This is a genomic window from Mycobacterium sp. smrl_JER01, from assembly GCF_048513595.2.
GTDB lineage: Bacteria > Actinomycetota > Actinomycetes > Mycobacteriales > Mycobacteriaceae > Mycobacterium.
This window is the reverse complement of record NZ_JBLXXK020000001.1, coordinates 1,573,668-1,599,649: the sequence shown is the minus strand read 5'-3', so window position 1 is coordinate 1,599,649 and position 25,982 is coordinate 1,573,668. Positions and strand designations below refer to the sequence as shown.

The following is a 25,982-nucleotide window of genomic DNA, read 5'->3' as shown; positions in this document are numbered from 1 at the left end:
GTAGAAGCGAAGTCGGCGCGGGGGTTGTTCAGTACGCGCCGGAGTGGCTGAGCATCGCCCGGACCGTCTTGATGGCGATGATCAGGTCGGAGATCATCGACCAGTTCTCGACGTAGAACAGGTCGAGGCGGACCGAGTCCTCCCAGGACAGGTCGGAGCGTCCGCTGACCTGCCACAGGCCGGTGATGCCGGGACGGACCAGCAGCCGTTTCATCGCGTGGTCGTCGTAGGTCTGGACCTCTTTGGCCAGCGGCGGGCGGGGCCCGACGACGCTCATATCGCGTTTGAGCACGTTAATGAACTGCGGCAGCTCGTCGATGCTGTACTTGCGCAGGATCCGACCGACCGGGGTGACGCGGGGGTCTTGGCGGATCTTGAACAGCACACCGCCTTCGCTCTCGTTCTGCGCGGCGAGCTTGTCGACCATCTTGTCCGCCCCGTCGACCATGGTGCGGAACTTGATCATCTGGAATGGCTTGCCGTCCAGGCCGATTCTCTCCTGGCGGTAGAACACCGGTCCGCGGCTGGTGAATTTCACCGCGAGACCGACCGCGAGCAGGACCGGCAGTCCGAAGAGCAGCACGGTACTGGAGAACAAAAGGTCGAACAGCCGCTTCTGGAATCGCTTGGCGCCGTTGTATTGCGGCTTCTCGACGTGGATCAGTGGCAGGCCGGCGACGGGGCGCATTTGCAGGCGCGGGCCGGCGATGTCGACCACACCGGGCGAGACGAGCAGGTCGATGTCGAGTCGTTCGAGTTCCCAGGACAGATCACGGATGCCGCGGCCGTCGAGGCGCTCGGTGGCGGTGACCGCGACCGCGTGGCTACCGGTGATGCGCACCGCGTCCACGACATCGGATTCATCGCCGTAGGTGGGTACCGCCCCGACGCCGGGAACCTCGACCCGGTCACGACGCATCGGGCCGGGCAGGCAGGCACCGACCACCTGGTATTCGGATCCCGGTTCACGGGCCAGCGATTTGGTGAGATCACGGACTGCCGACGGACTGCCGACCACCAGCACGCGGGTGATGCAGCTGCCGTTCTTCTTGCGGGCCCGGACCACCACCTGGCGCGCGATCCAGCGCCCGAGCGCGAGGAAGAGCAGGCCAGCAGGCAACGCGATGACGAGGTAGCCCCGGGCGATCTCCAGCTTGAACAGCATCGAGACAATCGCGACCCCGCCGAACACCGACAGTGTGGCCAACCAGACCCGGCGGTACTCCTCCGCGCCGGACCCGATCACCCGAGGCGAGCGGGAGCGGTTGATCGACAGCGCCAGCATCCAGATGACGGCGATCCCGACCGATACAAAGATGTATTCGATGTAACGGTAGGTGGCCACGGCCTCGGTTAGCCCGCCGAACCGCAGCCACTGAGCCAACCCCACCGCGAGAATGACGCCGACGAGATCGATCGCCACAAGGCGCAGTGCGTACCCTTGTTGCCACGTCGGGATCTTGCCCGGTATCGGAACGATGTTTGCTGGAGCCTCCAGCCGATCATTGACTGCCGTCACATTCCCCCCCGGTCTTCTCCCCCGTGTGCAGGAACTTTATCCCAGATCTCGTTGAGATCTCAACCGAAGCGAGTTGTTCGCTCAGCAATTTACATGTAAGTCACTCCACAGAAGGAGGCGTTCACATTCGGCACCATCGGCGCGTTGTGAATGCCAACCTTTGATGACACCGACCAGCACCGGAACTTTCGCAGTTCGGCAGCGTCCTTAAGAAACTGGGCCTGTTTGCTAAAGCGGAGGAACTCGGCATGGGTCCAGCTGCTGGGCCAACGCAAAGAGGTCACACTGCCCTCGAACCGTCATCGTCCCGACATAGTTCCATGACAGGCGGCAACAGACACGCAATTTGAGAGCCCACGGCCTCAAATACAGCGGTGCCTTCACCGATAGGGTCTGATACGTCCAGCTCATCATTGGCGGGGAGCTGCGATCGGAAGTCGCTCAGATCCGCGAGTCCCTGTGCGCCACACTCCGTCGTCAGCCGAGAAGCTTCGCGCAGAGTGAAGGTTCTGCTCAACTTGTGGGGGGCCATTTCGAGAACTTCGTCTCGGTGAGCGCGGGTCATCGTCAGAATTAGGTCCGCAACCGAGGCGATTTTCGAGTTAAGTTGACGAGCAACAAAACCTGCGGCATCCCCACCCAGGGACTCAAGAACGAGCGCTGCTTGGCCGTGCACGCCGTGGTTGACGACAGCCCGAGTTCCGGCGCTGGATGCTAAGAAGCTCGTCCACCCGCGCTCTGCTGCATACGCCACGGCAAGTCGCTCCGCGGTCGGCGAGCGACAGATGTTTCCCGTACATACGAATAGGACGTGCACGGCAGTCTCCTCTCGGTGCGCCAACAAGCTCACTACGATGCCCAATGTATCGCCCACCATGCGTACGGTCGTGTCGATGACTGCGACCGGACGTTTACATCTGAGCCCTTGCGGGTCAAAGCAATAGCTCCACACATCTATTATCAGCTGGACGCGACACGCTGACGAGAAGCGGACTAGTCTGAACACCGCGATCGCGATCGTCGCAATCCCTCACCTGCAGACCGCCCGGTGAGGACTTTTCGCACAGCGACGGCCCAAGGGGGAGTACACGCCAGTGAAGGAGCCGATTCCAGGAAGGCAGTTGCTCGTGGCCTCGACGGGCGGCCACCTGGCGCAAATTGTTAAGTGGGCGCCGCGTATCGGGGCTGCTGAAGACTCCCTATGGGTGACATTCGAGTCACCGCAAAGCGAATCGCTCCTTGATGGGCGTCGCGTACTGAAAGTGCCGTACGTCGCCCCCCGGGACGCTATTAACTCCGCGAGAGCCTTCCATACCATGATGACGGCTATCGACTGGCGTTCCGAGAGTTTCACGTCCGCTGTGACAACTGGTGCTGCAGTTGGTCTTTCGGGCTTGGCCGCTGCGCGAATACATCGCGTTCCAGCGTTCTACTTCGAGAGCGTATCTAGGGTTAATGGACCATCGCTCACAGGCCGGCTCGCAAGCCTCGATCCCTGGATCACCACATCCTGCCAGTACGAGCACTGGGCGAATAGGAGATGGCACTATCGAGGATCGCTGTTCGATAACTACGTAGCCGTGGAGAGAACGCCCAATTCGCACCCCAGGCTCTTCGTGACACTCGGCACCATACGTCCCTACCGATTCGATGCGATGGTTGATGCCATCCTCTCTACTGGGCTTGCGGATGACCGAACCGTGTGGGAGGAATTGTCAATACCTGTGGATCGGGGTGTTTTAGGCGACCTCCGTTCCGGTGTGCTGATCGCCGTCTGACGGTGCTGTTGGCGGGGTGATGTCGGCGGGACGTTCGAGCAGTTTGCCTTTGTGGAAGACCGCGCCAGCGCGGACGAGAGCGACCAGGTGTGGGGCGTTGACGGCGCGCCATCGAGCCTGGGCAGCGTCAATGAGCTTGTAGGCCATCGCCAGACCAGCCGCCCGTGACCCCGGCCCCTTGGTCACCTTGGTTCTCAAACGCACTGTGGCGAAGGTGCTTTCGATCGGATTCGTGGTGCGCAGATGGATCCAATGCTCGGCCGGATAATGGTAGAACTCCAGCAAGGTGTCGAGGTCGTCGGTGATCTTGGCGGCCGCTTTCGGGTACTTGGCGCCGAAGTCGACTTCGAACGCCTTGACCGCAAGCTGCGCCTTGTCGATATCCTCGGCGTTATAGATCTCCTTGAGCGCCGCCAACGCAGACGGATGCGCTGTTTTCGGTAGTGCGGCAAGAACATTGGATTGCTTGTGGAACCAACAGCGCTGCTCTTTGGTGGCCGGGAACACCTCCCGCACCGCCCTCCAGAACCCGAGCGCACCGTCACCGACAGCCAGCACCGGGGCGGCCATGCCGCGCCGTTTACAGTCGCGCAGCAGATCAGCCCACGACTCGGTGGATTCCCGGTACCCGTCGGTGATCGCCACCAGCTCCTTGCGGCCATCAGCGCGCACCCCGAGCATCACCAGCAGACACAGCTTTTCCTGGTCCAGGCGGACCTTGAGGTGGATGCCGTCGACCCACAGATACACGTAATCGGTGCCCGAGAGATCGCGGGCGGCGAACGTGCGGGCCTCGTCTTGCCACTGGCTGGTCAGCCGAGTGATCGTTGACGCGGACAACCCCGCCCCCGAGCCGAGGAACTGCTCCAACGCCGGGGTGAAATCGCTGGTCGAGAGCCCATGCAGGTACAGCAGCGGCAACACCTCGCTGATCTGCGGGGACTTACGCGCCCAGGCCGGCAGGATCGCTGAGCAGAACCGCCGACGCTGGCCGGTGTCGGGGTCGACACGGCGGTCGTTGACCCGAGGCGCTTTCACCTCGACCGCGCCGGCGGCGGTCAGCACCTCACGGGCCTTGTGATAGCCGTTGCGCACCACCAGGCGGTGGCCGTTGTCGTCGAGCTGATCGGCGAACTGCGCCACATACGCGGCGACCTCGGCCTGCAACGCCGCGGCCAGCATCTGCCGAGCCCCGTCGCGGACAATCTCATCCAACAACGACCGACCAGCACCGCCGGCATCGCCGTTGGCGTCCTGGGCATCGTGAACTACCGTGAGCATGGGCGTACCTTCCCAACCAGCGCGCCAACGCCGGTCTTGATCGAATACCTGATTCCGTGAAGATCATCCTCGGGAAGGTGCGCCCACTTTCACGCCGCCCCACCGAGGCTCATCCACAGGTTTCGATCATTGCTCCCGTGTGGCAGTTGGGAGTGACCACTCGTGACGACTTGCCGGGATCGGCAGTTGACCAGCTGACTCGCAATGAATTTGAATCACAAGTCAGTCAGGCAGATGTGGTCATCACCCACTCGGGCGTAGGCACCCTGATGGAGATCCTCGATATGGGTGTATTCCCGGTTGTTGTGCCGCGACTGGCAAGACGGGGCGAGCACGTCGACGATCACCAATTGCAGGCAGCAGGAATTCTCCGGGACCTTGGCATCGCCGCAGTGACAGACGCCGAAGACTTGTCACGAGACACGATTATGCGAGCGGCGGCTCACACCATTGCGAAACAGGGAGCCTGTTGACGACAAATGTAATCATTCGTAGTCCCGTTAGATTTTCGGATTCCTTTGCCTGCGGCGTCATGCGACCCACAGTCTGCGTGCCGCACGGAACCGAAGCCGTAACGCTGGAAAGCCACATGAACACTTGTTTAAGAGACGACTCAGCTGGTTTGAGTCGCGCCTTCCCGGAATTCCGCTGGCCGACAGTACGGAGGAGAAAATTATGAGCCGGAATATTGCTGTATTCGGAACCGGATACTTAGGTGCAACTCACGCGGCCTGTATGGCAGAGCTTGGGCACGATGTCCTCGGGGTGGATATCGACGAGGGAAAGTTGTCGAAACTGGCTGCTGGCGAACTCCCATTCTTCGAACCCGGCCTGCCGGAAGTCCTTCGACGAAATCTTGATGCGGGCAGGCTGCGGTTCACAACTTCTTATGACGAGGCTGCAGAATTCGCGGATGCGCATTTTATAGCGGTCGGAACACCGCAGAAGCACGGCGAACTCGCGGCAGACATGCGACACGTCGACTCCGTAGTCGGGGCCTTGCCCCCGTGTAGTGGACACGGGATTTGTGGTTACGCGGCTTGTGGCAGCGTAGTGGATGTGTGGGTGTTTTCGTAGCTGGCCGGGCTGGAATAGGCGCAGCGGGAGTGCCTCCGTTTCAGGTTGTAGCGGACCAGCCAGCAGAACACTTCGCGGCGGCAGGTGGGCGCGTCGGGCCAGTTGCTGCGGTCCTGCAGGATCTCGCGTTTGAGGGAGGCGTTGAACGACTCAGCGAGTGCGTTGTCGGCACTTGACCCCACCCCGCCCATAGACTGGACGACGCCCAGATCTGCGCAGAGTTCGGCGAAATCGGTTGAGGTGTACTGACTTCCGTGATCGGAATGGAACACTGCACCGGCCAGCGAGCCGCGCAGCGCCTCGGCGGCTTTGAGTGCATCTTCGACCAGTTCGGTGCGCATATGCTCAGCGATCGCCCACCCGGCGACTCGGCCGGAGAAGCAGTCGATCACCGTCGCCAGATACAGATTCGACCCGGTCGCCAACGGTAGGTAGGTGATGTCTCCGACATACTTTTCATTCGGTGTCGCTGCGGTGAAATCCCGGCCGAGCAGGTCCGGAACCTTCTGGTTCGCCGGATCCGGCGTCGTGGTCTTCACCCGTCGTCGGCGGCGGTAGCCGGCAATCCCGGCGGTGCGCATCACCCGTGCCACCCGCTTGTGGTTGACCCGCTCCTGGTCGGGGACACCGTCGTTGAGCTCAGCGGTGATCCGCGGCGCACCATAGGTGCTATCCGCATCGTGCACAGTGCGGATACGCGCCTCGAGTGCCTCGTCCGCGGCCTGACGCGCAGCACGGCCGCCAGCGCCGGCCAACCAGGCATAAAACGAGGAACGCGCGACCTCGACGACCGCGCACAGCCACTTCACCGGATAGGCGTCGAGGTGGTCGGCGACGAACTGAAAGCGGCTCACCAGTTCGTCTCCCCGGCGAAATATTTGGCCGCCGACCGCAGAATGTCACGCTCGGTCGACAACCGAGTCTGTGTGGCACGCAGCTGCTGCACCTCGGCTCGGAGCCGGGCCAGCTCCTGATCAGGGGTTTCCGCACCCGGCGCCGGCTGTCCTGCCGGAGTCAGGTTGCGGTGCCGGATCGGCACCCCGGCCGCTTTGCACCACGCCGATAACGTCACCCCACTGATACCGAGCTCGGCGGCAATCTCGGTGACCGTCGCGCCCTCGGTATCCCGGTACAGCGCTACCGCGTCTCGTTTGAACTCTTCGGGATAATTTTTCCTTGCCATCGGTGTCGATCATCTCGCTTCCCCCGCCAATCTTGCGGGATTCAGCGTGTCCAACACCTGGGGTCAGGGCCCTCGAGTCCCTCGCTCCACTACTGCGTAAGCCCTCAGTAATTCTTGGCAAATCGACCGTTCCTGCTGGGACAGCCGCGCGGCTACAATCCCGAGTTCGCGACCTATCGCCCGCGGCCGAAGAAATCGATCTTGCGTGGAATCCTGAGTTCTTACGTGAAGGGTTCGCAGTAAAGGACACTTTGCATCCTGATCGAATCGTGTTGGGTGTCTCTGGATCGAGCACAGGTGTGGCAGAGTCGACCGCGCGTGATGTCTATGCGTCGCTCATCGGGGAAGGAATTCCATTTCTTGTCACAGATTTGGCGACGGCAGAGCTTGTAAAAACCTCAGCAAACGCCTTTCTCGCAACCAAGATATCGTTCATAAATGCAATAGCCGAGGTGTGTGAGGCGACTGGAGCCGACGTTTCTGTATTGGCGGACGCTATCGGATACGATGCGCGGATCGGCCGAAAATTCCTCAATGCTGGAATTGGCTTCGGCGGTGGCTGTCTACCGAAGGATATTCGTGCGTTCATTGCGATGGCCGGTGAGCTTGGTGCCGGACAAGCGTTCGCGCTGCTTAGGGAAGTCGACAGCATAAATATGCGACGCCGCAACAAGATGGTTGAGCTTGCGCGTGAGGCTGCCGGAGGATCGTTCATCGGCGCGCGAGTCGCGGTGCTAGGGGCGGCTTTTAAACCAGATTCGGACGATGTGCGTGATTCGCCGGCACTGAACATTGCCGGTCAAATCCAGCTTCAAGGCGCAGCGGTTAGCGTCTACGATCCTGAGGCGATGCAGAACGCACGCCACCTCTTTCCGACATTGCAGTACGCACAAGATGTTGAAACTGCGTGCAGCGGGGCTGATGTAGTCATGATCCTGACTGAATGGAAGCAGTTTGTGGCATTAGACCCCCAATCCCTTGCGAAATCGGTTCGCCAGCGTGTTCTCATTGACGGCCGCAATTGCTTAAACCCACAGACATGGCGAGCTGCCGGTTGGCAGTATCGTGGAATAGGCCGTCCCTAGCCAACGTAGGTTTATCTGACACAGGAATTCCCGAAGATACCCGCTAGCTGGAGTCGTGTCGGATCGTCCGAATCTGAGGCATGCCAGTGATTCGCTGGTTGCGAAAATCTACCTCCTTCTGAAGCGTCGTACCGATGAACGCGCAATCCTTCGCGCATCGGCGAGCCGTGGTATTAAAAAATACGCAACAGGCACATCCATCCGGTACCGACAGATCAGAATATAGCCCGCGAACAATATATACTGCCCAACGACCAGAGCCACTGCTCCACCTATCGCGCCAAAATCAGGCACCAGCACAACAGTCAGTCCGACATTTGCCAATAGGCAAGCAATTATTATAGGCGTGCCGAATGCTGGGCGACCGCTTCCCGCTAAAGTCGGATAAATGATCTTGCAAGCTGCCGCTGGGGCAAGGCTCAAGGCGAGGATCTGAAGAATAGGGCCCGCTGCCGCATATTTCACTCCGATTAGCGATGTTAGGACCAGCGGCGCAGCTAATGCAATAAATCCGGCAAGCCCCATAAAGGCCCAGAACATCCAGCAAGCGATACGCGCGCTACGCCCAATAACAGAGGTTCCCTCTTCTCTCCGCGCAGCGTTCGAGAAAAGTACCATGCCGAGGGCTGTGGCGATTTCAAGAAAGATCTCATGCACGCGAACTGCGGCGAAGAATTCACCGGCAGCGGCTGCACCTGATAAATGTTCAATGATGAACATCGATACCCGTGTGCACAATGTGATCAATAAAAGATTCACGGCGAATATCACACCATACCGCAGCATTCCGACCAATTTGCGGACTTGCAGTGCCATCCTACCAATTCCCCGAGATGCAAGCCAGAATGCGACAGGAAGCGTCACCGCGTAGCCGAGCACATGCGCCCATAAAGCGTTTTGAAGCGTCACTGCGCCGAGAAGCAACAGTCCAATCGAGGAGAGCATCAAAGCCACACGAGGCATCGATTCGCTCAAGCTGAAGGCTGAAATAGCGCCAGACCCTAAGAACTTCCCCTGGAGCATCATGAGGAGTATCGCGCCACCTACGCCAACGAAGATGATGCCTAAGGCTTGAGCCGTCGTATGATTCGGTAGATCGCGGCCATAGATGAAGAATACGACACTCGCCGACAGCAACGTCAGCACTGGCCACACTAGGAGTGCTGTCCCTAGCGCTTCGCTCGGAGATAATCGCCGCTGACCTATTTCATAGGCGATTGATTGCCGAAGCCCTAGGCTGCCGAGTGTCGCTGCGAGGAGCATCGCCGTCGTAATGATTCCGAACCACCCGAACTCCTCCGGAGAAAGAATACGCGCGAAGATAAGAAAAGCGACAAACTGGGCCAGCCGAAATATGCTCCGGCCAAACAGGACCGTGAAAGCCTGCATTACGAGGTTGCTACGCCCACCGCCTTTATTCACGGCTACTCATCGGCAATTCCCCTAGTGTCAGTGATTTTTCAGGCGCGCTCATGGGCGCAGGACGGGGACCATCTCTCGCTACGACAGGTGCCAGCTCCAGCCTGGATTGCAGGCACTGAATTCCCTCTCGCGATTAAACGAGAATGGTGAAGATGCCTTCCGATGTCAGCCTCCCCGCAGTAGTTCCGAACTCATACTCCCCGCAGTGATGTACGAGGGGAACCTTAGCGGTCTACGGGACAGCGTGGCACGCACGCATACCGATCTAAGGCGTGTCGTGATCTGATCTGCGCGGAGCTCCTAGAGCGTAGTTCATCGCAGCGCGCCGAATACGTCGGTCGAACAGAAAATCCAACGCCGACAGTGCCTGAGCAGTTGAACATGCGAACCTGGGGGCGACACTCGACTTGGCAAGAAGAAATACAGTGCCGCAGAACCCTTCGGTCCACCGATGTCGGAGCTGCGCCGGTTTGATGAGCGGGCTAGTATCTGCTGGGACATAGACCCGAGACTTCTTGAGCGAAACTGGAATTGGCTCGAGTGATCCGCGGGCAGGCCAAGTAATGGCAAACCGAAGGGGGGTGCTGGGTTGAAGAGGCTTCGTTGGGATTCCGTGCGGCGGTTAGCGACCAGCAAACTTGTGAAGGCGCGCGCGAAAGTCGCCCGTGTAACGGTCTCATACAGTGTTCCTGCACGACCTCCCAGGCCTACACGCCAATCCGCACTTCCTGGCAGTCCAAACCCGTTGATGGTGAGGCTCTTCGAAGCCGAGCAAGGCGACAAGAACGCCGCATCCTCAAGCGCCGGTTAAGGGCGATAGCATTTCTGCACGAATGGAGCCTTGATGTACGCAGTTATCGACGGTGGAGTACCGCCTGTGGGCCGAGTGCGCGTCAGCGGGGCGAAGAATTCGGCAACCCGATTGCTCGCCGCTGCACTGCTCACAGACGATTCTGTAGAGTTGAGCAATTTCCCAACACGCCTCGTCGATGTTGGACATAAGGTGAAGTTCTGCCGTGATATCGGCGCCGAAGTCACTATGGACGATGTGGCCGAAACCATAACTATCGACTCGGCGTCACTCGAGTCGCGCTTACTTTCCCGCGATCAGTTCGACGTACCTATCCGAACGACTTACCTCCTCGCCGCTGGACAACTCATCCGGTCGGGCATCGCGCGCATCCCCTACCCGGGAGGCTGCCCGATCGGCCCTGGCAACGGTGGAGGCCGTGGTTATGACCTCCACTTAATGGTTTGGGAGCAGCTCGGGTGTACCGTGGCTGAGCGCGCCGATCATATCGAGATCACTGCTCCGAAAGGATTGGGCGGCGGCAAGATTGACTTTCCTATATCTACTGTTGGCGGCACCGAGAATGCCTTGCTGACGGCTTCAGTTGCTAGTGGACAAACAGAGATTTCGAACGCGTACATCACACCTGAGGTAAACGATCTCATCGGATTGCTACGGCGAATGGGTGCCGATATCACTGTGTCTGGCACCAGCCACGTCCGAGTCAACGGCCGAGGTGGAACTCTCGCCGGCGCTCGCATGCCCGTCATGACCGACCGCATCGAAGCGCTGACGTGGATCGTTTTTGCCATTCTCAGCGGTGGGGAGCTCACCGTCGAAGGAGTACCGTTCGAAGCGATGGAAGTACCGCTAATCCACATCGAGAAGGCCGGAGTAGACCTATTCCGGAACGGCACATCCATCCACGTGACCCCTGAGTGCCTAGTGTCTGGTGAAGTCCAGCCATTCGAATTGGCATGCGGTTCTTACCCCGGCGTGATCTCGGACATGCAGGCCTTCTACGTGCTCCTGGCGCTCGCTGGCGCTGGCAAATCTCGAATCTACGACTATCGATACCCCGAACGGATTGCTTTCGTCTCTGAGCTCGCGAAACTTGTTCGGGGCGAGCATCTTACGGCGAAGATTGGCGCCATAACCGTTCAGGGCCCCGCCCTATTCATGCCCGGTGTAGCGAATTCGACCGATCTGCGCGGATCAATGGCGGTAGTCATAGCGGCACTCTGCGCGAAAGGACGATCCGTTATACAAGATGTACAGATGGCGCTCCGCGGGTACAACAATCTGCAAAGCAAGCTGCAACAACTCGGTTCACGAATCACGGTATTCGAAGACGCGAACGAACCTGTGAACGCATGACTCCGGCCCACGCAATGCCGATCGAGTCATCGACCGTGCGGGAACTCGAACGCTGTGCCCCTGGTGCTGTCACCTACAACGTCCTGCTTTCCCGGATCACGCGGTGGCGCATTGGCGGGTATGCAAGTGCCTTAGTCGAGCCCAGGAACTCGTCAGAGGCCTCCAGTGTGATGGCTGCTTTGTCAAGGTTGACTGTTCCAGTAGTGGTTATTGGCGAGACCACTAACATCCTGTTCGACAGCCGTGGATTCGACGGCATCGTGATCCGGATCGGTCCAGCCATGGCGGAAGTGGCAATCAACGGCACGTGCATACACGCCCAAGCCGGGGCTTCAGTGCCGGCACTCGCACACGCCGCTGGCCGAGCTGGTCTTTCCGGCATTGAACACACGGTAGGAATTCCGGGGACACTCGGCGGACTGGTCCTGATGAATGGAGGAAGTCAGCGACGTGGTATCGGTGACAATGTTCTACAAGTGACTTGCGCAGATCTGAACGGAGGTGTCCGCCAGCTTGACGCGGTTGAGTGCGGCTTCTCCTATCGTAAGTCTTCGTTGCAGGCAGCGAAGGTCATAGTGACCGATGTTATCCTTGAGCTCTCGCGCGGTGATCCTGCGGTCATCGCGGACACTATGAACAACATTCTCGCCGAACGGGCTTCGAAATTCCCGTCGGATTATCCGAACTGCGGATCGACGTTTCTGTCCAACCCCGAAATGTATTCGACCATCGGGCCTCCGGGTCGCGCGATCGAGGAGGCTGGTTTGAAAGGGTACCGGATTGGTGGTGCGCAGGTGTCGACGAAGCATGCCAACTTTCTCTTGAACCTTGGCCACGCCACGTCGGATGATATCCTCCGTCTCATCGCCCACATCCGGGACACGGTCTTTACGCGGACCGGATACCTAATGGATTGCGAGGTCAGACATATAGCTCCTGACGGGGTAGTCCGACCGGCTCACGAGAAGGCGAGTGAGCTGTGAAGAATCGCGTCAAGACAGATGAGCAATCGTAGGCCGCATCGAAAACCCAGACGCCCTCGCCCGCTGTCGCGCAACCGGTCCGAGTCGGCTAGACACTTGCTAGCTTGCTCAGGCCTGGAGGACTTGGCCGTAACTATGCACGCTCTACGAGTCAATCACGACGTCGCCCGCGTTATCTGAGAAGCTGACTTCCCGCCATCCCTTCGGCAATCGCTTGAAGCGCGGGCTACGGACGTAGACCTTCTCGGCCGCGAAACCTTCACCGGGAGGGAGCGAATTGGTCTCGCCAAACGCGATGCCCGACGGCACGTAGCGGCGCGCGTTCCACTCGGGAGGCTTTGTGTCGTTGCCACCCTCAACCCAGGGACGAATGACTGTGGAATCGTACCCCCTGAGCTGCCCGCCTCCACCGCAGTCGATGCTCGCGGGTTCGTTAAACACAACCCTTCGAACATGATGAGTTGTCCACCCAGGTCCGTATGTTCCGATCGCTCTAACGCCATTCACCACGACGTCGCGGGAGACCAGGCCTGGATGCGTGCGCGAGGAAAAACTGTTGATGTCAACAGCATGTCGACATCGTACTCCAAGGACTCCGTTCACTGTGGCGCCAACAACACCATTCAGATACAGCCCGACGCCGTTCGGCGCTTGGCCGTTCGCGGCATCGTATATGTCCTCGGCCGAAGCTCGGCTGACCGTCGAGTCCACGCACTGGTCGATGTGGATGCCATACCTACCGGACTTCCCGGAAACGTGGATGTCGGAGACGGAAGGACCGACTCCGTACCGAAGGGTAACGGCCACTTGACGATTTCCCTTGTTATGGAGCTTGAAACGCCCGCCCTCAACACTCGGCTCAATCACCATGCCGAAGCGGAAAATTCGACGCTCCGCTGCTCCCGTGTGCGCAAAGCGCAGTGGCCGATCTAGTTCAATTCGCTTGGACGCGATGCCTGCAACGATAGCCCCCTCGCCAGACAGGTATTCGCCAGGACGCTCTTCGTTATCGACATCAGAAGACCACAGCATCAGCCAATCACCAATGCGGAGTGCGTCCGTCATGTCCACCGGAGTCGATACAGCGGAGTCTCCTACTTCAGATGGGTCGAAAACCTCGTTGAAACCCAACTGCTCGCGGGCGCCGGTTAGAGTCAGGACGCATACCGCAGACGGCCCAACCTCGACATTCGACCCAGTCATGACGACCTTGATTGAGACTCCAGGCGCCTCGATGACTACATCGGTGTCCCAGTAGTAGGTCTTACCAGGACTGAATCGCAACTCACCACCGCCCCGGGCGACGAGGGCATCCGCTGCGCGTTGAATGCTCTGGCAGGTCCCCGATAGTCGGACCACTTTGTTCTAGAGCCGTATGTGATTGATGTCAGTCGATCTGGCAGCCTTCCACGGGGTGGTGGGTGTGGCTGCATCGGGCAGAGTACTCGGCCGGGGTGAGGTAGCCCAGAGATGAGTGCCGGTGTCGGTTGTTGTGGTCGTCTTTGAAGTCCTCGATTACCACCCGCGCCTCGAGGAGACTCGTCCAGTGGTTGCGGTTCAGGCACTCCTTCCGTAGCCGGTTGTTGAAAGATTCGATGTGTCCGTTGTTCCACGGCGTGCCCGGTGGGATGTAGGAGATTCCGATGCGGTCGCCGCAGAACTGTTGCAGCACATGTGAAATGAACTCCGGTCCGTTGTCCATCCGGAGCACCAGCGGCGGCCCGCCCCACAAAGCGAATGCCTTGTCCAACTCCACCGTCAACCGCTCGGCGGTGATCGAGCGCTCCACGATGTTCAACAACGACAGCCGGGTGTGCTCGTCGATCATCGAGCAGATTTTGATGGCCTTATCGTCGACGGTGGAGTCGAACTGAAAATCAATCGCCCAGACCACCTTCGGCGCATCTGCTTCGATCTGCGGCATCGTGGAGACGCCGGCGCGTTTGCGAGGGTGGTAGATCCGGACCTGCAGACCCTCTTCTTTCCACAGCCGGTGCACCTTCTTCTTGTTCACCAGTACGCCCTGGTCGTGCTTGAGGTGCGCCCACGCGCGCCGGAACCCGTGCAGCGGGTGTTCGCGTGCGTAGATGCGCAGCGTGGCCCTCAGATCCGCATCGGGATCGGCGGGCGTCTGTGCGACCGGGGTGCGGGCATAGGTGGAGCGGGGCAGCCCAACCGCTCTGCACGCCAACCGTTTCGACAGCTTCATCGTTGTGACGAGCATGTCCACGGCGCGGCGCTTAGCAGCCGGGTCTAAAATTTTCCCCGCGCCACCTCCCGCAATGCGTCCTTCTCCAGCTCGGCATCGGCGAGCAGGCGTTTGAGCCGGCCGTTCTGCTCGCGGAGCTCCTTGAGTTCCTTCGCCGCGTCGGTGTCCATCCCGCCGTACTGGCGGCGCCAGTTGTACAACGTCGCCGCCGACACCTCGAGCTCGCCGGCGATCTCCTCCTGGGTCTTGCCCGCCGCAGCCAGCTCGTCTGCGCGTCGCAGCTTGCGCACGATGTCTTCCGCGGAGTTCCGCTTCCGTCCAGCCATATTCTCTATCGTCCTATCCGGCCCAGGTCACGGGCAACAGGACTCTAAAACAAGATGGCCCCGTTCACCGGGGACATGCCAGCTCGGTCCGTCGTCCGTTATTCCATCCTCGGAGCAGTAGTCCGAGAGCAAGACCAATCCGGGCGAATGATGATTCGAACCAACAGGATCCGCTGTTGACATACCGGCCGCCACCGTCTCTACCCCAAGAGCCACTGTGCATAGGCCCGCGCAGTGGATGAGGCGTCGACGATTGGGCCTTGCCCCCGTGTAGTGGACACGGGATTTGTGGTTACGCGGCTTGTGGCAGCGTAGTGGATGTGTGGGTGTTTTCGTAGCTGGCCGGGCTGGAATAGGCGCAGCGGGAGTGCCTCCGTTTCAGGTTGTAGCGGACCAGCCAGCAGAACACTTCGCGGCGGCAGGTGGGCGCGTCGGGCCAGTTGCTGCGGTCCTGCAGGATCTCGCGTTTGAGGGAGGCGTTGAACGACTCAGCGAGTGCGTTGTCGGCACTTGACCCCACCCCGCCCATAGACTGGACGACGCCCAGATCTGCGCAGAGTTCGGCGAAATCGGTTGAGGTGTACTGACTTCCGTGATCGGAATGGAACACTGCACCGGCCAGCGAGCCGCGCAGCGCCTCGGCGGCTTTGAGTGCATCTTCGACCAGTTCGGTGCGCATATGCTCAGCGATCGCCCACCCGGCGACTCGGCCGGAGAAGCAGTCGATCACCGTCGCCAGATACAGATTCGACCCGGTCGCCAACGGTAGGTAGGTGATGTCTCCGACATACTTTTCATTCGGTGTCGCTGCGGTGAAATCCCGGCCGAGCAGGTCCGGAACCTTCTGGTTCGCCGGATCCGGCGTCGTGGTCTTCACCCGTCGTCGGCGGCGGTAGCCGGCAATCCCGGCGGTGCGCATCACCCGTGCCACCCGCTTGTGGTTGACCCGCTCCTGGTCGGGGACACCGTCGTTGAGCTCAGCGGTGATCCGCGGCGCACCATAGGTGCTATCCGCATCGTGCACAGTGCGGATACGCGCCTCGAGTGCCTCGTCCGCGGCCTGACGCGCAGCACGGCCGCCAGCGCCGGCCAACCAGGCATAAAACGAGGAACGCGCGACCTCGACGACCGCGCACAGCCACTTCACCGGATAGGCGTCGAGGTGGTCGGCGACGAACTGAAAGCGGCTCACCAGTTCGTCTCCCCGGCGAAATATTTGGCCGCCGACCGCAGAATGTCACGCTCGGTCGACAACCGAGTCTGTGTGGCACGCAGCTGCTGCACCTCGGCTCGGAGCCGGGCCAGCTCCTGATCAGGGGTTTCCGCACCCGGCGCCGGCTGTCCTGCCGGAGTCAGGTTGCGGTGCCGGATCGGCACCCCGGCCGCTTTGCACCACGCCGATAACGTCACCCCACTGATACCGAGCTCGGCGGCAATCTCGGTGACCGTCGCGCCCTCGGTATCCCGGTACAGCGCTACCGCGTCTCGTTTGAACTCTTCGGGATAATTTTTCCTTGCCATCGGTGTCGATCATCTCGCTTCCCCCGCCAATCTTGCGGGATTCAGCGTGTCCAACACCTGGGGTCAGGGCCCATTATAGGTGGAGTCATCGTCTATCGCGACGAGCAGCATATGACTGCGACGTATTCTCGGAGTTTGGCCACAAAACTCGAATCTCAGTTGGAGAGGTTCTTGCCGAAGAATTAGATCTAGAATCTTCAAGTACCTTTTCAGACAAAATCAGTGCAGTGTTCTGTGACCGCATGGATCTAAAGGCTGCGGCGTCTGAGGTCCGTACAGAAGCTAGGCCGAAATTAAGTTACAGAACGCGGCGATAACGTACTGGCTTGATTGTGACTTGAACGGCGGCTGAGCGTCTCTTGTGCGGCCAGGATTGCGATGATGACCCAAAGCGTCGATACTTTTCCACCAAAAACGAGACCCGTGAGGCCGCACAGCATTGCGAAAAATATCAGCCCTGATGCGAGGGAGGGGCGCGTCAATGACCCGTGCCATAGCAGGGATAACATAAATAGAGTCAACAGCGTAGCTCCGATAATACCTGTTTCGAAGGTCGCATTGATCCATGAATTATGCGCGTGCGGCGGGATGTAGCCAGAAGAGAAGAAGTAACGAGTCAGATCGCTGTAAAAACTGGAGAAGCCGTATCCGAGGATGGGGTTTTCGCGGATCAGGCCTAGGGAGTTTTCCCAGATAACTGTGCGCCCGGTCAGGGTAAGCGTATTGGAGCCGTCACGTTCGATGGCGGACAGGAGTTGATCTGAGTTCTGCCACGCCGTCACAACGGCTATGAGCATGGCGATTGCGAGTAGGATCCGCTGACGGCTGCTCGCTCGCCCAAAGATGAGAAACCAGAGAACAATGAAGGTGAATGCAATAAATGCACGAGCCTGCGTCGCCAATAAGGTGGCAGTCAGTAGTAGATAAATCGACGCAGTCCATACAGGCCTGGTAAAATCGGATCGATAGCGAAATCTGAGAATCGTTAGTACGACCAATGCGGCGCCCATCACCAGCGCGAGACGTTGCGAATGTTGCATTGGACCGTTCAGGCGCCATGTGATGTCCGGTAGGACCGCTATGTGCGGAGCGATAAGAAGTAATGCCCAGGATGCTACCGCCAACGCGACGGCTACCCTCACAAACTCTTGCGCAAAATCCATAGCAGAAACGTGGGCATACGAAACCGCGATTCCGACCGTAATGATCAGGATGGTGGAGTCGATAATTGTATCTGCAGCATTCTGCGACCACATGAATGTTCCGAGACACCAGATGCAGTAGATAGTGAGGACAGCCATTGCGCCTGAGAATGCAATGTAGAGATTCTGTGCTGCCTGCCGGGTACGGATTATCAGCAGCAATGTTGCAAGGAAAGCGAAGGCGGCGATGTTCAAACGGTAGGTGCCGTCTAGTCGCGGTGTTTGCATCTCCAGCAGCAGCGCCAGGCATATAACCACTCGACACGCGCCCCTCGCATCATGGCGGACTGCGGTGGTGGTAATGGGGGGCCGAGTGAATCCGCCCCGTGCCGGTGCTGCTGTCATGTTAGGCAAGATCCCGACGCCCGTAGAGGTGGCACCCAACTGCTTCGGAGCCGACGAGCTGGTAATTCGAAGATTGAACTGAGGGGCGCATACCTTTTCCTGAGATGGCGACGGACGGAACGGTTCGCTTCAGGCGACATCATGCGCCCGGGGCATTTCCCTGCGATACTACGGCTCGGTAATGCGCGTGGGGCTCGCTTCGTGAACACCGTCATTATTAGACAACGGCATCCCCCGGGAAGAACTAAAGCCGCTCGTACCGACGCGACCGGCTAAGTCAATCTGCGGACGCGCGGCCAACGCTTTCGTTTTGCAATATCGAACGAGCATCGCGCCCGAGTTCAGCGCGAAGTCAAGCGGGCGCGGTCGAGGCTCCTGCGGAGCTTGATACATTGAAAGGTAGCGCGGAATCGCCGATTCCAGGCTCATCTCGGATGCGACGGCAATTGCGCCTCCGTCGTCTGCTGACCTAATTGCGTCAACTACGCTTCGCAGAGATGGGGCATCATCGTCTAACTCATTGCGTTCTGAAAAGTTTGTCTCGGCAAGCTTTCGCCAGTTTGCGTTGGTCACTAACACTGGAAGATTGGAGTCCGCGAGTGGTGTGAGTAGAACTTTTCGCAACAGTGCAGCCTCTACTAAGCTTCTTCCCGTTCCGACGACGGCATCCGCGAGGGAAATGAGTTGCGAGGCATTAACAGTGAAATATGGATCCGTGATCACATAGTCGGTCGCGGCTTTTGCAGTGCACACCTCATCGAGTGCCACTCCATCCTGTACGACACCGATTATCAATGCTGACGCATCGACTCCCTGCTCTCTCAGTGAACGCGTGAGCATCAATGTTTGGTTGATGGACTTTATATAGTAATTACTTATACGGCATACCCTGAGAATGATTGTTCTGTCGCCGACTAGTTCTCGAAGTGCCGCGATTCTCTTTTTGTCCTGAGGAGGCACCGCGACCCGTTGGGGTAGGAAATGAAACCGAGACTTGCGAAGATTCCGACGACGCTGTAGATGGCGCATGTTCTCTTCGCTGAAGCAGATTATGTCGGACGCGTAGGGGAAGAAGGCTTTCGAGTTCGGTCCTCCGGGCCGAGTTAGATAGACTTTGGCCTGGTTGCGATGGCCAATCCATCGGCCAAAAAAATGGGATTTGTTGTCGAACGAATGAACATGTGTTGGCGAGAAAGAGTCACCAAAGCTGAGCGTCTCCGCTATAAACGATCGCAATGACTTTTTCGTGAAATCAACGTGGGTGACCGATAGTCGGTCATCTTTGAAAGGCAACGGATAGATATCGCCGATAATCAAGATCTCAACGGATGTAGGTGGCCACGCTGTTTTAAAGGCGAGAGCCAGATCGCGAACCGTGTAGTAGTGCCCGCCCTGACCTGTACTGACGCCCGAGTAACAAGAGATGACCAGCAGAACTCGCTGTGGCGGGGCCGTCTTCATTATCTCCCCCTGGCTGTGTGAAGCATCGGTTCAAATTCTAACGGCGGACTGATCCACCGTCGACGCGTGCGGAGCAAATTGCGTGTCCGTGCCGCCTGTGTTACATCCGACTCATCGCCGACCATGGGCGCAGATTGACGGTAGCTGACAATGCTGTTGGGGTGTAAATGGCGGGCGTTGGTGCTCGCCCAGTGGCTGGCCGTATGGGACTCTCGTCGAGTCAACGAGTCTGGTGTGCAACTAGTATGGGCGGTACGGATCGAATACGTGAAGGGGTCCGGTAATCGCGCGAGCGCACCCAAGGGGGCCTTCCTAGGTGAACAGAAGGTTGAGTGGGCCCTGACCCCAGGTGTTGGACACGCTGAATCCCGCAAGATTGGCGGGGGAAGCGAGATGATCGACACCGATGGCAAGGAAAAATTATCCCGAAGAGTTCAAACGAGACGCGGTAGCGCTGTACCGGGATACCGAGGGCGCGACGGTCACCGAGATTGCCGCCGAGCTCGGTATCAGTGGGGTGACGTTATCGGCGTGGTGCAAAGCGGCCGGGGTGCCGATCCGGCACCGCAACCTGACTCCGGCAGGACAGCCGGCGCCGGGTGCGGAAACCCCTGATCAGGAGCTGGCCCGGCTCCGAGCCGAGGTGCAGCAGCTGCGTGCCACACAGACTCGGTTGTCGACCGAGCGTGACATTCTGCGGTCGGCGGCCAAATATTTCGCCGGGGAGACGAACTGGTGAGCCGCTTTCAGTTCGTCGCCGACCACCTCGACGCCTATCCGGTGAAGTGGCTGTGCGCGGTCGTCGAGGTCGCGCGTTCCTCGTTTTATGCCTGGTTGGCCGGCGCTGGCGGCCGTGCTGCGCGTCAGGCCGCGGACGAGGCACTCGAGGCGCGTATCCGCACTGTGCACGATGCGGATAGCACCTATGGTGCGCCGCGGATCACCGCTGAGCTCAACGACGGTGTCCCCGACCAGGAGCGGGTCAACCACAAGCGGGTGGCACGGGTGATGCGCACCGCCGGGATTGCCGGCTACCGCCGCCGACGACGGGTGAAGACCACGACGCCGGATCCGGCGAACCAGAAGGTTCCGGACCTGCTCGGCCGGGATTTCACCGCAGCGACACCGAATGAAAAGTATGTCGGAGACATCACCTACCTACCGTTGGCGACCGGGTCGAATCTGTATCTGGCGACGGTGATCGACTGCTTCTCCGGCCGAGTCGCCGGGTGGGCGATCGCTGAGCATATGCGCACCGAACTGGTCGAAGATGCACTCAAAGCCGCCGAGGCGCTGCGCGGCTCGCTGGCCGGTGCAGTGTTCCATTCCGATCACGGAAGTCAGTACACCTCAACCGATTTCGCCGAACTCTGCGCAGATCTGGGCGTCGTCCAGTCTATGGGCGGGGTGGGGTCAAGTGCCGACAACGCACTCGCTGAGTCGTTCAACGCCTCCCTCAAACGCGAGATCCTGCAGGACCGCAGCAACTGGCCCGACGCGCCCACCTGCCGCCGCGAAGTGTTCTGCTGGCTGGTCCGCTACAACCTGAAACGGAGGCACTCCCGCTGCGCCTATTCCAGCCCGGCCAGCTACGAAAACACCCACACATCCACTACGCTGCCACAAGCCGCGTAACCACAAATCCCGTGTCCACTACACGGGGGCAAGGCCCAACAGCGGCACATCTCTCAGACGGACATATCCAGTCAGTTAGATCGATAAGGCTGGCTCCAGGGACGGAGGCTACTACCTCAGGTTGAGAGCGATCGCGCTCCCCAAGCGCTTGGTCGCGGGGAGTTGCGCACGCGAGAAGGTCATCTCTATGTCCTGCGACACACTCTGGAAGGCTGGTGTTCTGGACTGGAGTATCGCGGAGCACGACTATAGGGGTGCCCTGGGCAGCAATGGGTTTCAGTTGGTTTACCGCCGCAGGAACCACGTCGCGAGTCCGGACCGGATACGAACCGTACGAAAGCACCAGCCCTGCAGGCCTAGCCTGGCCCGTAAGATACTCGGTAACCCTCTGATTCCATACGACACATTCGTCGTACGGGCTGTTGTGCGTCGTCGACGGTGACCATGTCGGCGTCACCGATGGTGGTGATGATGCTGTGATGAGAACGGCCCCGCTCGGTGTGGTGAGCGGGGCCGTGGTGGTCTCGGTGACGGAATCGTCGCCGCGGTGATGCAGTTGTGGTCGTGGTGGTGGGAGTTTCGTTCAGTCTGAAGCTGTTTCGCTGATCGCGATGCGGGCAGCTTTCTCCCCGACGATGGAATGACCGGCAGCGAACGCGGCCGTCAACGCGTGCAAGGCGAGGTTGTTGACCGCGCGGGGGTGCCCGCGCGAGGCGTTGTGAATCAGTGTGACGGCGTCGTCGGCGAACAGGGTGTCGGAGCGGCCGGCGATCTTGGTGTGGTGGCTGATGTAGTCAGCGGTGTCGGCCGGGCTCATCCCAGGCAGGGCGTAGCGCACCGCGATGCGCTGATCCAGGGCGGCCAAGACACCCAGGCGCAGCCGATGCCGCAGGGTCGGTTGGCCGACCAGCACGACCGCGAACGGGGATCCGGAGTCCATGTCGTGGTTAGTGAGAAGTCGGATCGCTTCGAGTTGATGGTTGTCGAGCAGGTGTGCTTCATCGACCACCAGCACTGGGTTGCGGCCCCGTTCGGCGTGTTCAGCGGCCAGGGCCTCGGCGGCCTGAGGAGCGAGGCGGGCGGTGTGAAAGACCGGGGTGTGCCCAAGGGCGGCCACGATGTGGGTGAGCATGCCGCGAACGCCGATGGTGGGGTTGGCCAGGTAGATGATGACGTGGCGAGCCGGGTCCAGGGCGGTGGCGGCGGCGCGGATGGCCACCGTCTTGCCGGCGCCGACTTCGCCGGTGATGACCCCGATGGCGCACTGATTGACACACCAGCTGATCCGGGCGATGGCTTCACTGTGGCCGGGGTGGCGGTGCAGCATCGACGGAGCCAGGTTGCGCCCGAACGGCATCCGACTGAACCCCCAATGTGACTGCAGCCGTTCAATACTCATGCCGACATCCCATCTTCATGGGCAGCGCTGTCGGAGCCGAGGTCGGTGATGGAGAGCTGGCCGGGAATCTGACCGTCTTGTTCAGCTGTGCCGATCGTGGTCTGACCGTCCGCTCCGTAGAGGGCGTGGTAGCCGATACGTTCGTCATGGCGCAGCTGCTCATGATGGGCCGCGGCGGTCAGCGCAAGGTAGTCAATCCCCGTCGCCGGTGTCGGATCGTCACGGGTTTCAGGTCGGGCTTTCGGGTGGGCGTGGCGGGTGATGGTGTGAGCGACCGCGGCACCGAAACTCTGGTCGCGGTAGCGGACCTCGATGGACTCCAGATCGAAGGGACTGAACACCAGCTCCACCCTGCGCCCGGCCAAGGCGGGATCAACTCGGTAGGTGTTGGAATGCAGCGAGACCGTGGCGGTCTTGGTGACCACCCGAAACTCCGACCACAAGAACGCCTCGGTCAGATCCGCCGCGGTCGGCAATGCCGGCGACCCGCCGAGGCGGTCCCAGCCGTCCTCCCACCGATCCAGCGGGGACTGTCCAGTTTCGGAGTGGGTGCGGCGGTGATACTCGGTTTCGGTCCAGGCCATGAACAGTCGGTTGAGCTCCAACAGAGCCCCACGGTGGTCCACCCCCGCGGCGGTAAGGTCCTCGGCGCTGGTGTCGGTGACTTCAACGAGGAACTGGTCGCGCACGGTGCGGAAGAACCGCTCGATCTTGCCGCGGCCCTGCGGGCGCCCGGGTGCTGAATGCACCAATCGGATCCCGAGTTTCGCGCATGCCCGCAACAGCCACGCATCCACAAAGGCTGAACCGTTGTCGACATAGATCGAGGCGGGAACGCCGCGGGCCGCCAACGCCGGCTTCAGGGCGGCGGCCAGGCGCACAGTGTCTTCAGCGAACCCGAAGCGGTGCCCGACCACCAGCCGAGAGTGGTCGTCGAGGAAGGCGAACAAGTAGGTTTTGCGGTCTCCGACCCGCGGGCCGTGCAGGGCATCGCCGACCCACAGTTCGTTGGGATCAGCGGCTTCGAATCGGCCGAACACCTCGCCTGGCTGACCGGCGGTCGGGCCCATCAACTCACACCGGTGGAAGTGGCGCAGCAGCGTCGACTCCGAGGGCGCCCACCCCGTCGCGGTCCGCAGGATCCGGGCCACCTGAGCCACGGTGCGGGCCGGGTTCTCCCGCTTCAGTGAGACCGCCAGCTCCAACACCTGGGTGTCGGTGCGGGTGCCCAGCCGCCGCGGCTCAGGCACCAGCGCTTCGAACCCGCCCGTCCGGTAGCGGCGGATCCAACGGTCCAGCGTCGCCCGCGCCACCTGCACCTGGGCGCCGAACGGATCGATATGCCGGCGATCAGCGATCTCGCGGACCAGTTTCCCGCGCTGCTTGGTCGACAGCCCTTGCTCGAGGGCGGGGCAGATCAGCTGATACCGAAACAGCCCGATCGCCTGGGCCCGTTCCCGACGTTTGTGGTCCTCCAACGACACCGCCACGTTCTCCTCACACTGTTGACGGCCCGGCCCGAAACCGATTGTCGGGCAGGTGCCTTGGCGAGGATCACCGATCACGTGAGCCCCACGTCAGGGGCAACTGGTGTTGCTCAGATGCGCCGGGCAGCCGGCGGCCAGCACGGCGCCAACAACCTGCCGCCGCTGACCGCCACCATCACCAGCGGTGGCGTCATCACGCCCAGCACCCCAGCCGGGCCGAACCGCGCACCGATCGCCGCGGCGGCGGTGGCGATCGCGGCCACCAGGTCACTCCAGCCGCAGCCAGACCCATCTGGGATTGCCACGTCGATCCCGGTGCCCACCGCGACCTGGAGGAACCACGCCCGCATCGACTCGACACGCCCGGTCACCCGGCGCAGCCATCCCCGCACCGTGCTCGCCGGCACCCCCAGGTTCTCTGCGATTCGGCGATGCCCCCAACGGGCCCTGACCCCAGGTGTTGGACACGCTGAATCCCGCAAGATTGGCGGGGGAAGCGAGATGATCGACACCGATGGCAAGGAAAAATTATCCCGAAGAGTTCAAACGAGACGCGGTAGCGCTGTACCGGGATACCGAGGGCGCGACGGTCACCGAGATTGCCGCCGAGCTCGGTATCAGTGGGGTGACGTTATCGGCGTGGTGCAAAGCGGCCGGGGTGCCGATCCGGCACCGCAACCTGACTCCGGCAGGACAGCCGGCGCCGGGTGCGGAAACCCCTGATCAGGAGCTGGCCCGGCTCCGAGCCGAGGTGCAGCAGCTGCGTGCCACACAGACTCGGTTGTCGACCGAGCGTGACATTCTGCGGTCGGCGGCCAAATATTTCGCCGGGGAGACGAACTGGTGAGCCGCTTTCAGTTCGTCGCCGACCACCTCGACGCCTATCCGGTGAAGTGGCTGTGCGCGGTCGTCGAGGTCGCGCGTTCCTCGTTTTATGCCTGGTTGGCCGGCGCTGGCGGCCGTGCTGCGCGTCAGGCCGCGGACGAGGCACTCGAGGCGCGTATCCGCACTGTGCACGATGCGGATAGCACCTATGGTGCGCCGCGGATCACCGCTGAGCTCAACGACGGTGTCCCCGACCAGGAGCGGGTCAACCACAAGCGGGTGGCACGGGTGATGCGCACCGCCGGGATTGCCGGCTACCGCCGCCGACGACGGGTGAAGACCACGACGCCGGATCCGGCGAACCAGAAGGTTCCGGACCTGCTCGGCCGGGATTTCACCGCAGCGACACCGAATGAAAAGTATGTCGGAGACATCACCTACCTACCGTTGGCGACCGGGTCGAATCTGTATCTGGCGACGGTGATCGACTGCTTCTCCGGCCGAGTCGCCGGGTGGGCGATCGCTGAGCATATGCGCACCGAACTGGTCGAAGATGCACTCAAAGCCGCCGAGGCGCTGCGCGGCTCGCTGGCCGGTGCAGTGTTCCATTCCGATCACGGAAGTCAGTACACCTCAACCGATTTCGCCGAACTCTGCGCAGATCTGGGCGTCGTCCAGTCTATGGGCGGGGTGGGGTCAAGTGCCGACAACGCACTCGCTGAGTCGTTCAACGCCTCCCTCAAACGCGAGATCCTGCAGGACCGCAGCAACTGGCCCGACGCGCCCACCTGCCGCCGCGAAGTGTTCTGCTGGCTGGTCCGCTACAACCTGAAACGGAGGCACTCCCGCTGCGCCTATTCCAGCCCGGCCAGCTACGAAAACACCCACACATCCACTACGCTGCCACAAGCCGCGTAACCACAAATCCCGTGTCCACTACACGGGGGCAAGGCCCAACCACGGGACCGCAAGACCAGCGCGTTCCAAATAGTCTGTGCGCCATACCCCCTGCGCAACAGTGCCATCACTGGCAGCAACACGTGTGTGACTCGGCATGACCGGCATCGAGCCCGCCGC

20 protein-coding genes and 1 pseudogene are annotated in these 25,982 nt (G+C 60.6%); 7 read left to right on the top strand and 14 right to left on the bottom strand.

The window, feature by feature from the left end; all coding sequences use genetic code 11:
• Window positions 1-28 precede the first annotated feature (28 nt).
• The 3 genes from ACNUDN_RS07610 to ACNUDN_RS07600 form a co-directional block, all read right to left on the bottom strand.
• Window positions 29-1,519 (bottom strand): sugar transferase, encoded by a 1,491-nt coding sequence (locus ACNUDN_RS07610; protein WP_419121380.1) that lies wholly within the window; start codon window positions 1,517-1,519, stop codon window positions 29-31.
• Between the two features lie 280 nt (window positions 1,520-1,799).
• On the bottom strand, window positions 1,800-2,396 hold the full coding sequence (locus ACNUDN_RS07605; RefSeq protein ID WP_419121379.1) for an arsenate reductase/protein-tyrosine-phosphatase family protein: 597 nt from the start codon (window positions 2,394-2,396) through the stop codon (window positions 1,800-1,802).
• Between the two features lie 862 nt (window positions 2,397-3,258).
• Window positions 3,259-4,578, bottom strand: coding sequence for an IS256 family transposase (locus tag ACNUDN_RS07600; protein WP_419121378.1), 1,320 nt, complete (start codon window positions 4,576-4,578; stop codon window positions 3,259-3,261).
• Window positions 4,579-4,634: 56 nt separating this feature from the next.
• Between ACNUDN_RS07600 and ACNUDN_RS07595 the strand changes: the two genes are divergently transcribed.
• Together ACNUDN_RS07595 and ACNUDN_RS07590 are read left to right on the top strand one after the other, a co-directional pair.
• Entirely contained in the window at window positions 4,635-5,051 is a 417-nt protein-coding gene (locus ACNUDN_RS07595) for a glycosyltransferase (protein WP_419121377.1), read from the top strand.
• Between the two features lie 202 nt (window positions 5,052-5,253).
• Window positions 5,254-5,586 (top strand): annotated as a pseudogene (locus tag ACNUDN_RS07590) (UDP-glucose 6-dehydrogenase); the annotation flags it as partial.
• 23 nt (window positions 5,587-5,609) lie between these two features.
• Here the strand turns inward: ACNUDN_RS07590 and ACNUDN_RS07585 are convergent.
• Window positions 5,610-6,838 (bottom strand): IS3 family transposase gene (locus ACNUDN_RS07585; RefSeq protein ID WP_419120833.1). Its coding sequence is split into 2 segments (ribosomal slippage): window positions 5,610-6,526 and window positions 6,526-6,838, totalling 1,230 coding nucleotides; the frame shifts between segments, so codons are not numbered across the junction.
• Window positions 6,839-6,849: 11 nt separating this feature from the next.
• Here ACNUDN_RS07585 and ACNUDN_RS07580 point away from each other — a divergent pair.
• Window positions 6,850-7,923, top strand: coding sequence for a UDP-glucose dehydrogenase family protein (locus tag ACNUDN_RS07580; protein WP_419125053.1), 1,074 nt, complete (start codon window positions 6,850-6,852; stop codon window positions 7,921-7,923).
• Window positions 7,924-8,031: 108 nt separating this feature from the next.
• Here ACNUDN_RS07580 and ACNUDN_RS07575 read toward each other — a convergent pair whose 3' ends face one another.
• Window positions 8,032-9,312, bottom strand: coding sequence for a lipopolysaccharide biosynthesis protein (locus tag ACNUDN_RS07575; protein ID WP_419121376.1), 1,281 nt, complete (start codon window positions 9,310-9,312; stop codon window positions 8,032-8,034).
• Between the two features lie 877 nt (window positions 9,313-10,189).
• Here ACNUDN_RS07575 and ACNUDN_RS07570 point away from each other — a divergent pair.
• Both ACNUDN_RS07570 and murB read left to right on the top strand, forming a co-directional pair.
• Window positions 10,190-11,512 (top strand): UDP-N-acetylglucosamine 1-carboxyvinyltransferase, encoded by a 1,323-nt coding sequence (locus ACNUDN_RS07570; protein ID WP_419121375.1) that lies wholly within the window; start codon window positions 10,190-10,192, stop codon window positions 11,510-11,512.
• Window positions 11,509-12,495, top strand: coding sequence for a UDP-N-acetylmuramate dehydrogenase (murB, locus tag ACNUDN_RS07565; protein WP_419121374.1), 987 nt, complete (start codon window positions 11,509-11,511; stop codon window positions 12,493-12,495). Before ACNUDN_RS07570 ends, murB begins: the two co-directional genes overlap by 4 nt.
• A 144-nt stretch (window positions 12,496-12,639) precedes the next feature.
• Here murB and ACNUDN_RS07560 read toward each other — a convergent pair whose 3' ends face one another.
• The 5 genes from ACNUDN_RS07560 to ACNUDN_RS07540 form a co-directional block, all read right to left on the bottom strand.
• A complete protein-coding gene (locus ACNUDN_RS07560) occupies window positions 12,640-13,560 on the bottom strand; it encodes a hypothetical protein (protein WP_419121373.1) in 921 nt (306 codons plus the stop codon).
• Window positions 13,561-13,882: 322 nt separating this feature from the next.
• Window positions 13,883-15,030 (bottom strand): IS3 family transposase gene (locus ACNUDN_RS07555; protein WP_085981177.1). Its coding sequence is split into 2 segments (ribosomal slippage): window positions 13,883-14,754 and window positions 14,754-15,030, totalling 1,149 coding nucleotides; the frame shifts between segments, so codons are not numbered across the junction.
• Window positions 15,031-15,322: 292 nt separating this feature from the next.
• Window positions 15,323-16,551, bottom strand: a protein-coding gene (locus ACNUDN_RS07550; RefSeq protein ID WP_419120833.1) for an IS3 family transposase whose coding sequence is annotated in 2 segments (ribosomal slippage) — window positions 15,323-16,239 and window positions 16,239-16,551 — 1,230 coding nt in all. Because the reading frame shifts where the segments join, the coding sequence is not laid out codon by codon here.
• 293 nt (window positions 16,552-16,844) lie between these two features.
• Window positions 16,845-18,098, bottom strand: coding sequence for an O-antigen ligase family protein (locus ACNUDN_RS07545; RefSeq protein ID WP_419121371.1), 1,254 nt, complete (start codon window positions 18,096-18,098; stop codon window positions 16,845-16,847).
• 168 nt (window positions 18,099-18,266) lie between these two features.
• On the bottom strand, window positions 18,267-19,559 hold the full coding sequence (locus ACNUDN_RS07540) for a glycosyltransferase family protein (RefSeq protein ID WP_419121370.1): 1,293 nt from the start codon (window positions 19,557-19,559) through the stop codon (window positions 18,267-18,269).
• A gap of 406 nt (window positions 19,560-19,965) precedes the next feature.
• Here ACNUDN_RS07540 and ACNUDN_RS07535 point away from each other — a divergent pair.
• Window positions 19,966-21,194, top strand: a protein-coding gene (locus ACNUDN_RS07535; protein ID WP_419120833.1) for an IS3 family transposase whose coding sequence is annotated in 2 segments (ribosomal slippage) — window positions 19,966-20,278 and window positions 20,278-21,194 — 1,230 coding nt in all. Because the reading frame shifts where the segments join, the coding sequence is not laid out codon by codon here.
• Here ACNUDN_RS07535 and ACNUDN_RS07530 read toward each other — a convergent pair.
• From ACNUDN_RS07530 to ACNUDN_RS07515, 4 genes are all read right to left on the bottom strand, one after another.
• The gene (locus ACNUDN_RS07530; RefSeq protein WP_419121369.1) at window positions 21,172-21,651 is read right to left on the bottom strand and encodes an SGNH hydrolase domain-containing protein; all 480 of its coding nucleotides are present in this window, start codon (window positions 21,649-21,651) and stop codon (window positions 21,172-21,174) included. The genes ACNUDN_RS07535 and ACNUDN_RS07530 overlap by 23 nt on opposite strands.
• Before the next feature lie 126 nt (window positions 21,652-21,777).
• Entirely contained in the window at window positions 21,778-22,593 is an 816-nt protein-coding gene (locus ACNUDN_RS07525; RefSeq protein WP_011896180.1) for an ExeA family protein, read from the bottom strand.
• Window positions 22,590-24,077 (bottom strand): DDE-type integrase/transposase/recombinase, encoded by a 1,488-nt coding sequence (locus ACNUDN_RS07520; RefSeq protein ID WP_041801157.1) that lies wholly within the window; start codon window positions 24,075-24,077, stop codon window positions 22,590-22,592. Before ACNUDN_RS07520 ends, ACNUDN_RS07525 begins: the two co-directional genes overlap by 4 nt.
• Before the next feature lie 113 nt (window positions 24,078-24,190).
• Window positions 24,191-24,487, bottom strand: a complete 297-nt coding sequence (locus ACNUDN_RS07515; RefSeq protein WP_419121368.1) for a hypothetical protein — start codon at window positions 24,485-24,487, stop codon at window positions 24,191-24,193.
• A 107-nt stretch (window positions 24,488-24,594) separates the two neighbouring features.
• Here ACNUDN_RS07515 and ACNUDN_RS07510 point away from each other — a divergent pair.
• Window positions 24,595-25,823, top strand: a protein-coding gene (locus ACNUDN_RS07510) for an IS3 family transposase (protein WP_419120833.1) whose coding sequence is annotated in 2 segments (ribosomal slippage) — window positions 24,595-24,907 and window positions 24,907-25,823 — 1,230 coding nt in all. Because the reading frame shifts where the segments join, the coding sequence is not laid out codon by codon here.
• Window positions 25,824-25,982 lie beyond the last annotated feature (159 nt).

Coding starts and splice junctions, on each gene's coding strand:
- ACNUDN_RS07605 (WP_419121379.1), bottom strand. CDS start 2,396: ATGGTGGGCGATACATTGGGCATCGTAGTGAGCTTGTTGGCGCACCGA.
- ACNUDN_RS07600 (WP_419121378.1), bottom strand. CDS start 4,578: ATGCTCACGGTAGTTCACGATGCCCAGGACGCCAACGGCGATGCCGGC.
- ACNUDN_RS07575 (WP_419121376.1), bottom strand. CDS start 9,312: ATGCAGGCTTTCACGGTCCTGTTTGGCCGGAGCATATTTCGGCTGGCC.
- ACNUDN_RS07570 (WP_419121375.1), top strand. CDS start 10,190: ATGTACGCAGTTATCGACGGTGGAGTACCGCCTGTGGGCCGAGTGCGC.
- murB (WP_419121374.1), top strand. CDS start 11,509: ATGACTCCGGCCCACGCAATGCCGATCGAGTCATCGACCGTGCGGGAA.
- ACNUDN_RS07560 (WP_419121373.1), bottom strand. CDS start 13,560: ATGACGGACGCACTCCGCATTGGTGATTGGCTGATGCTGTGGTCTTCT.
- ACNUDN_RS07545 (WP_419121371.1), bottom strand. CDS start 18,098: ATGACAGCAGCACCGGCACGGGGCGGATTCACTCGGCCCCCCATTACC.
- ACNUDN_RS07540 (WP_419121370.1), bottom strand. CDS start 19,559: ATGAAGACGGCCCCGCCACAGCGAGTTCTGCTGGTCATCTCTTGTTAC.
- ACNUDN_RS07525 (WP_011896180.1), bottom strand. CDS start 22,593: ATGAGTATTGAACGGCTGCAGTCACATTGGGGGTTCAGTCGGATGCCG.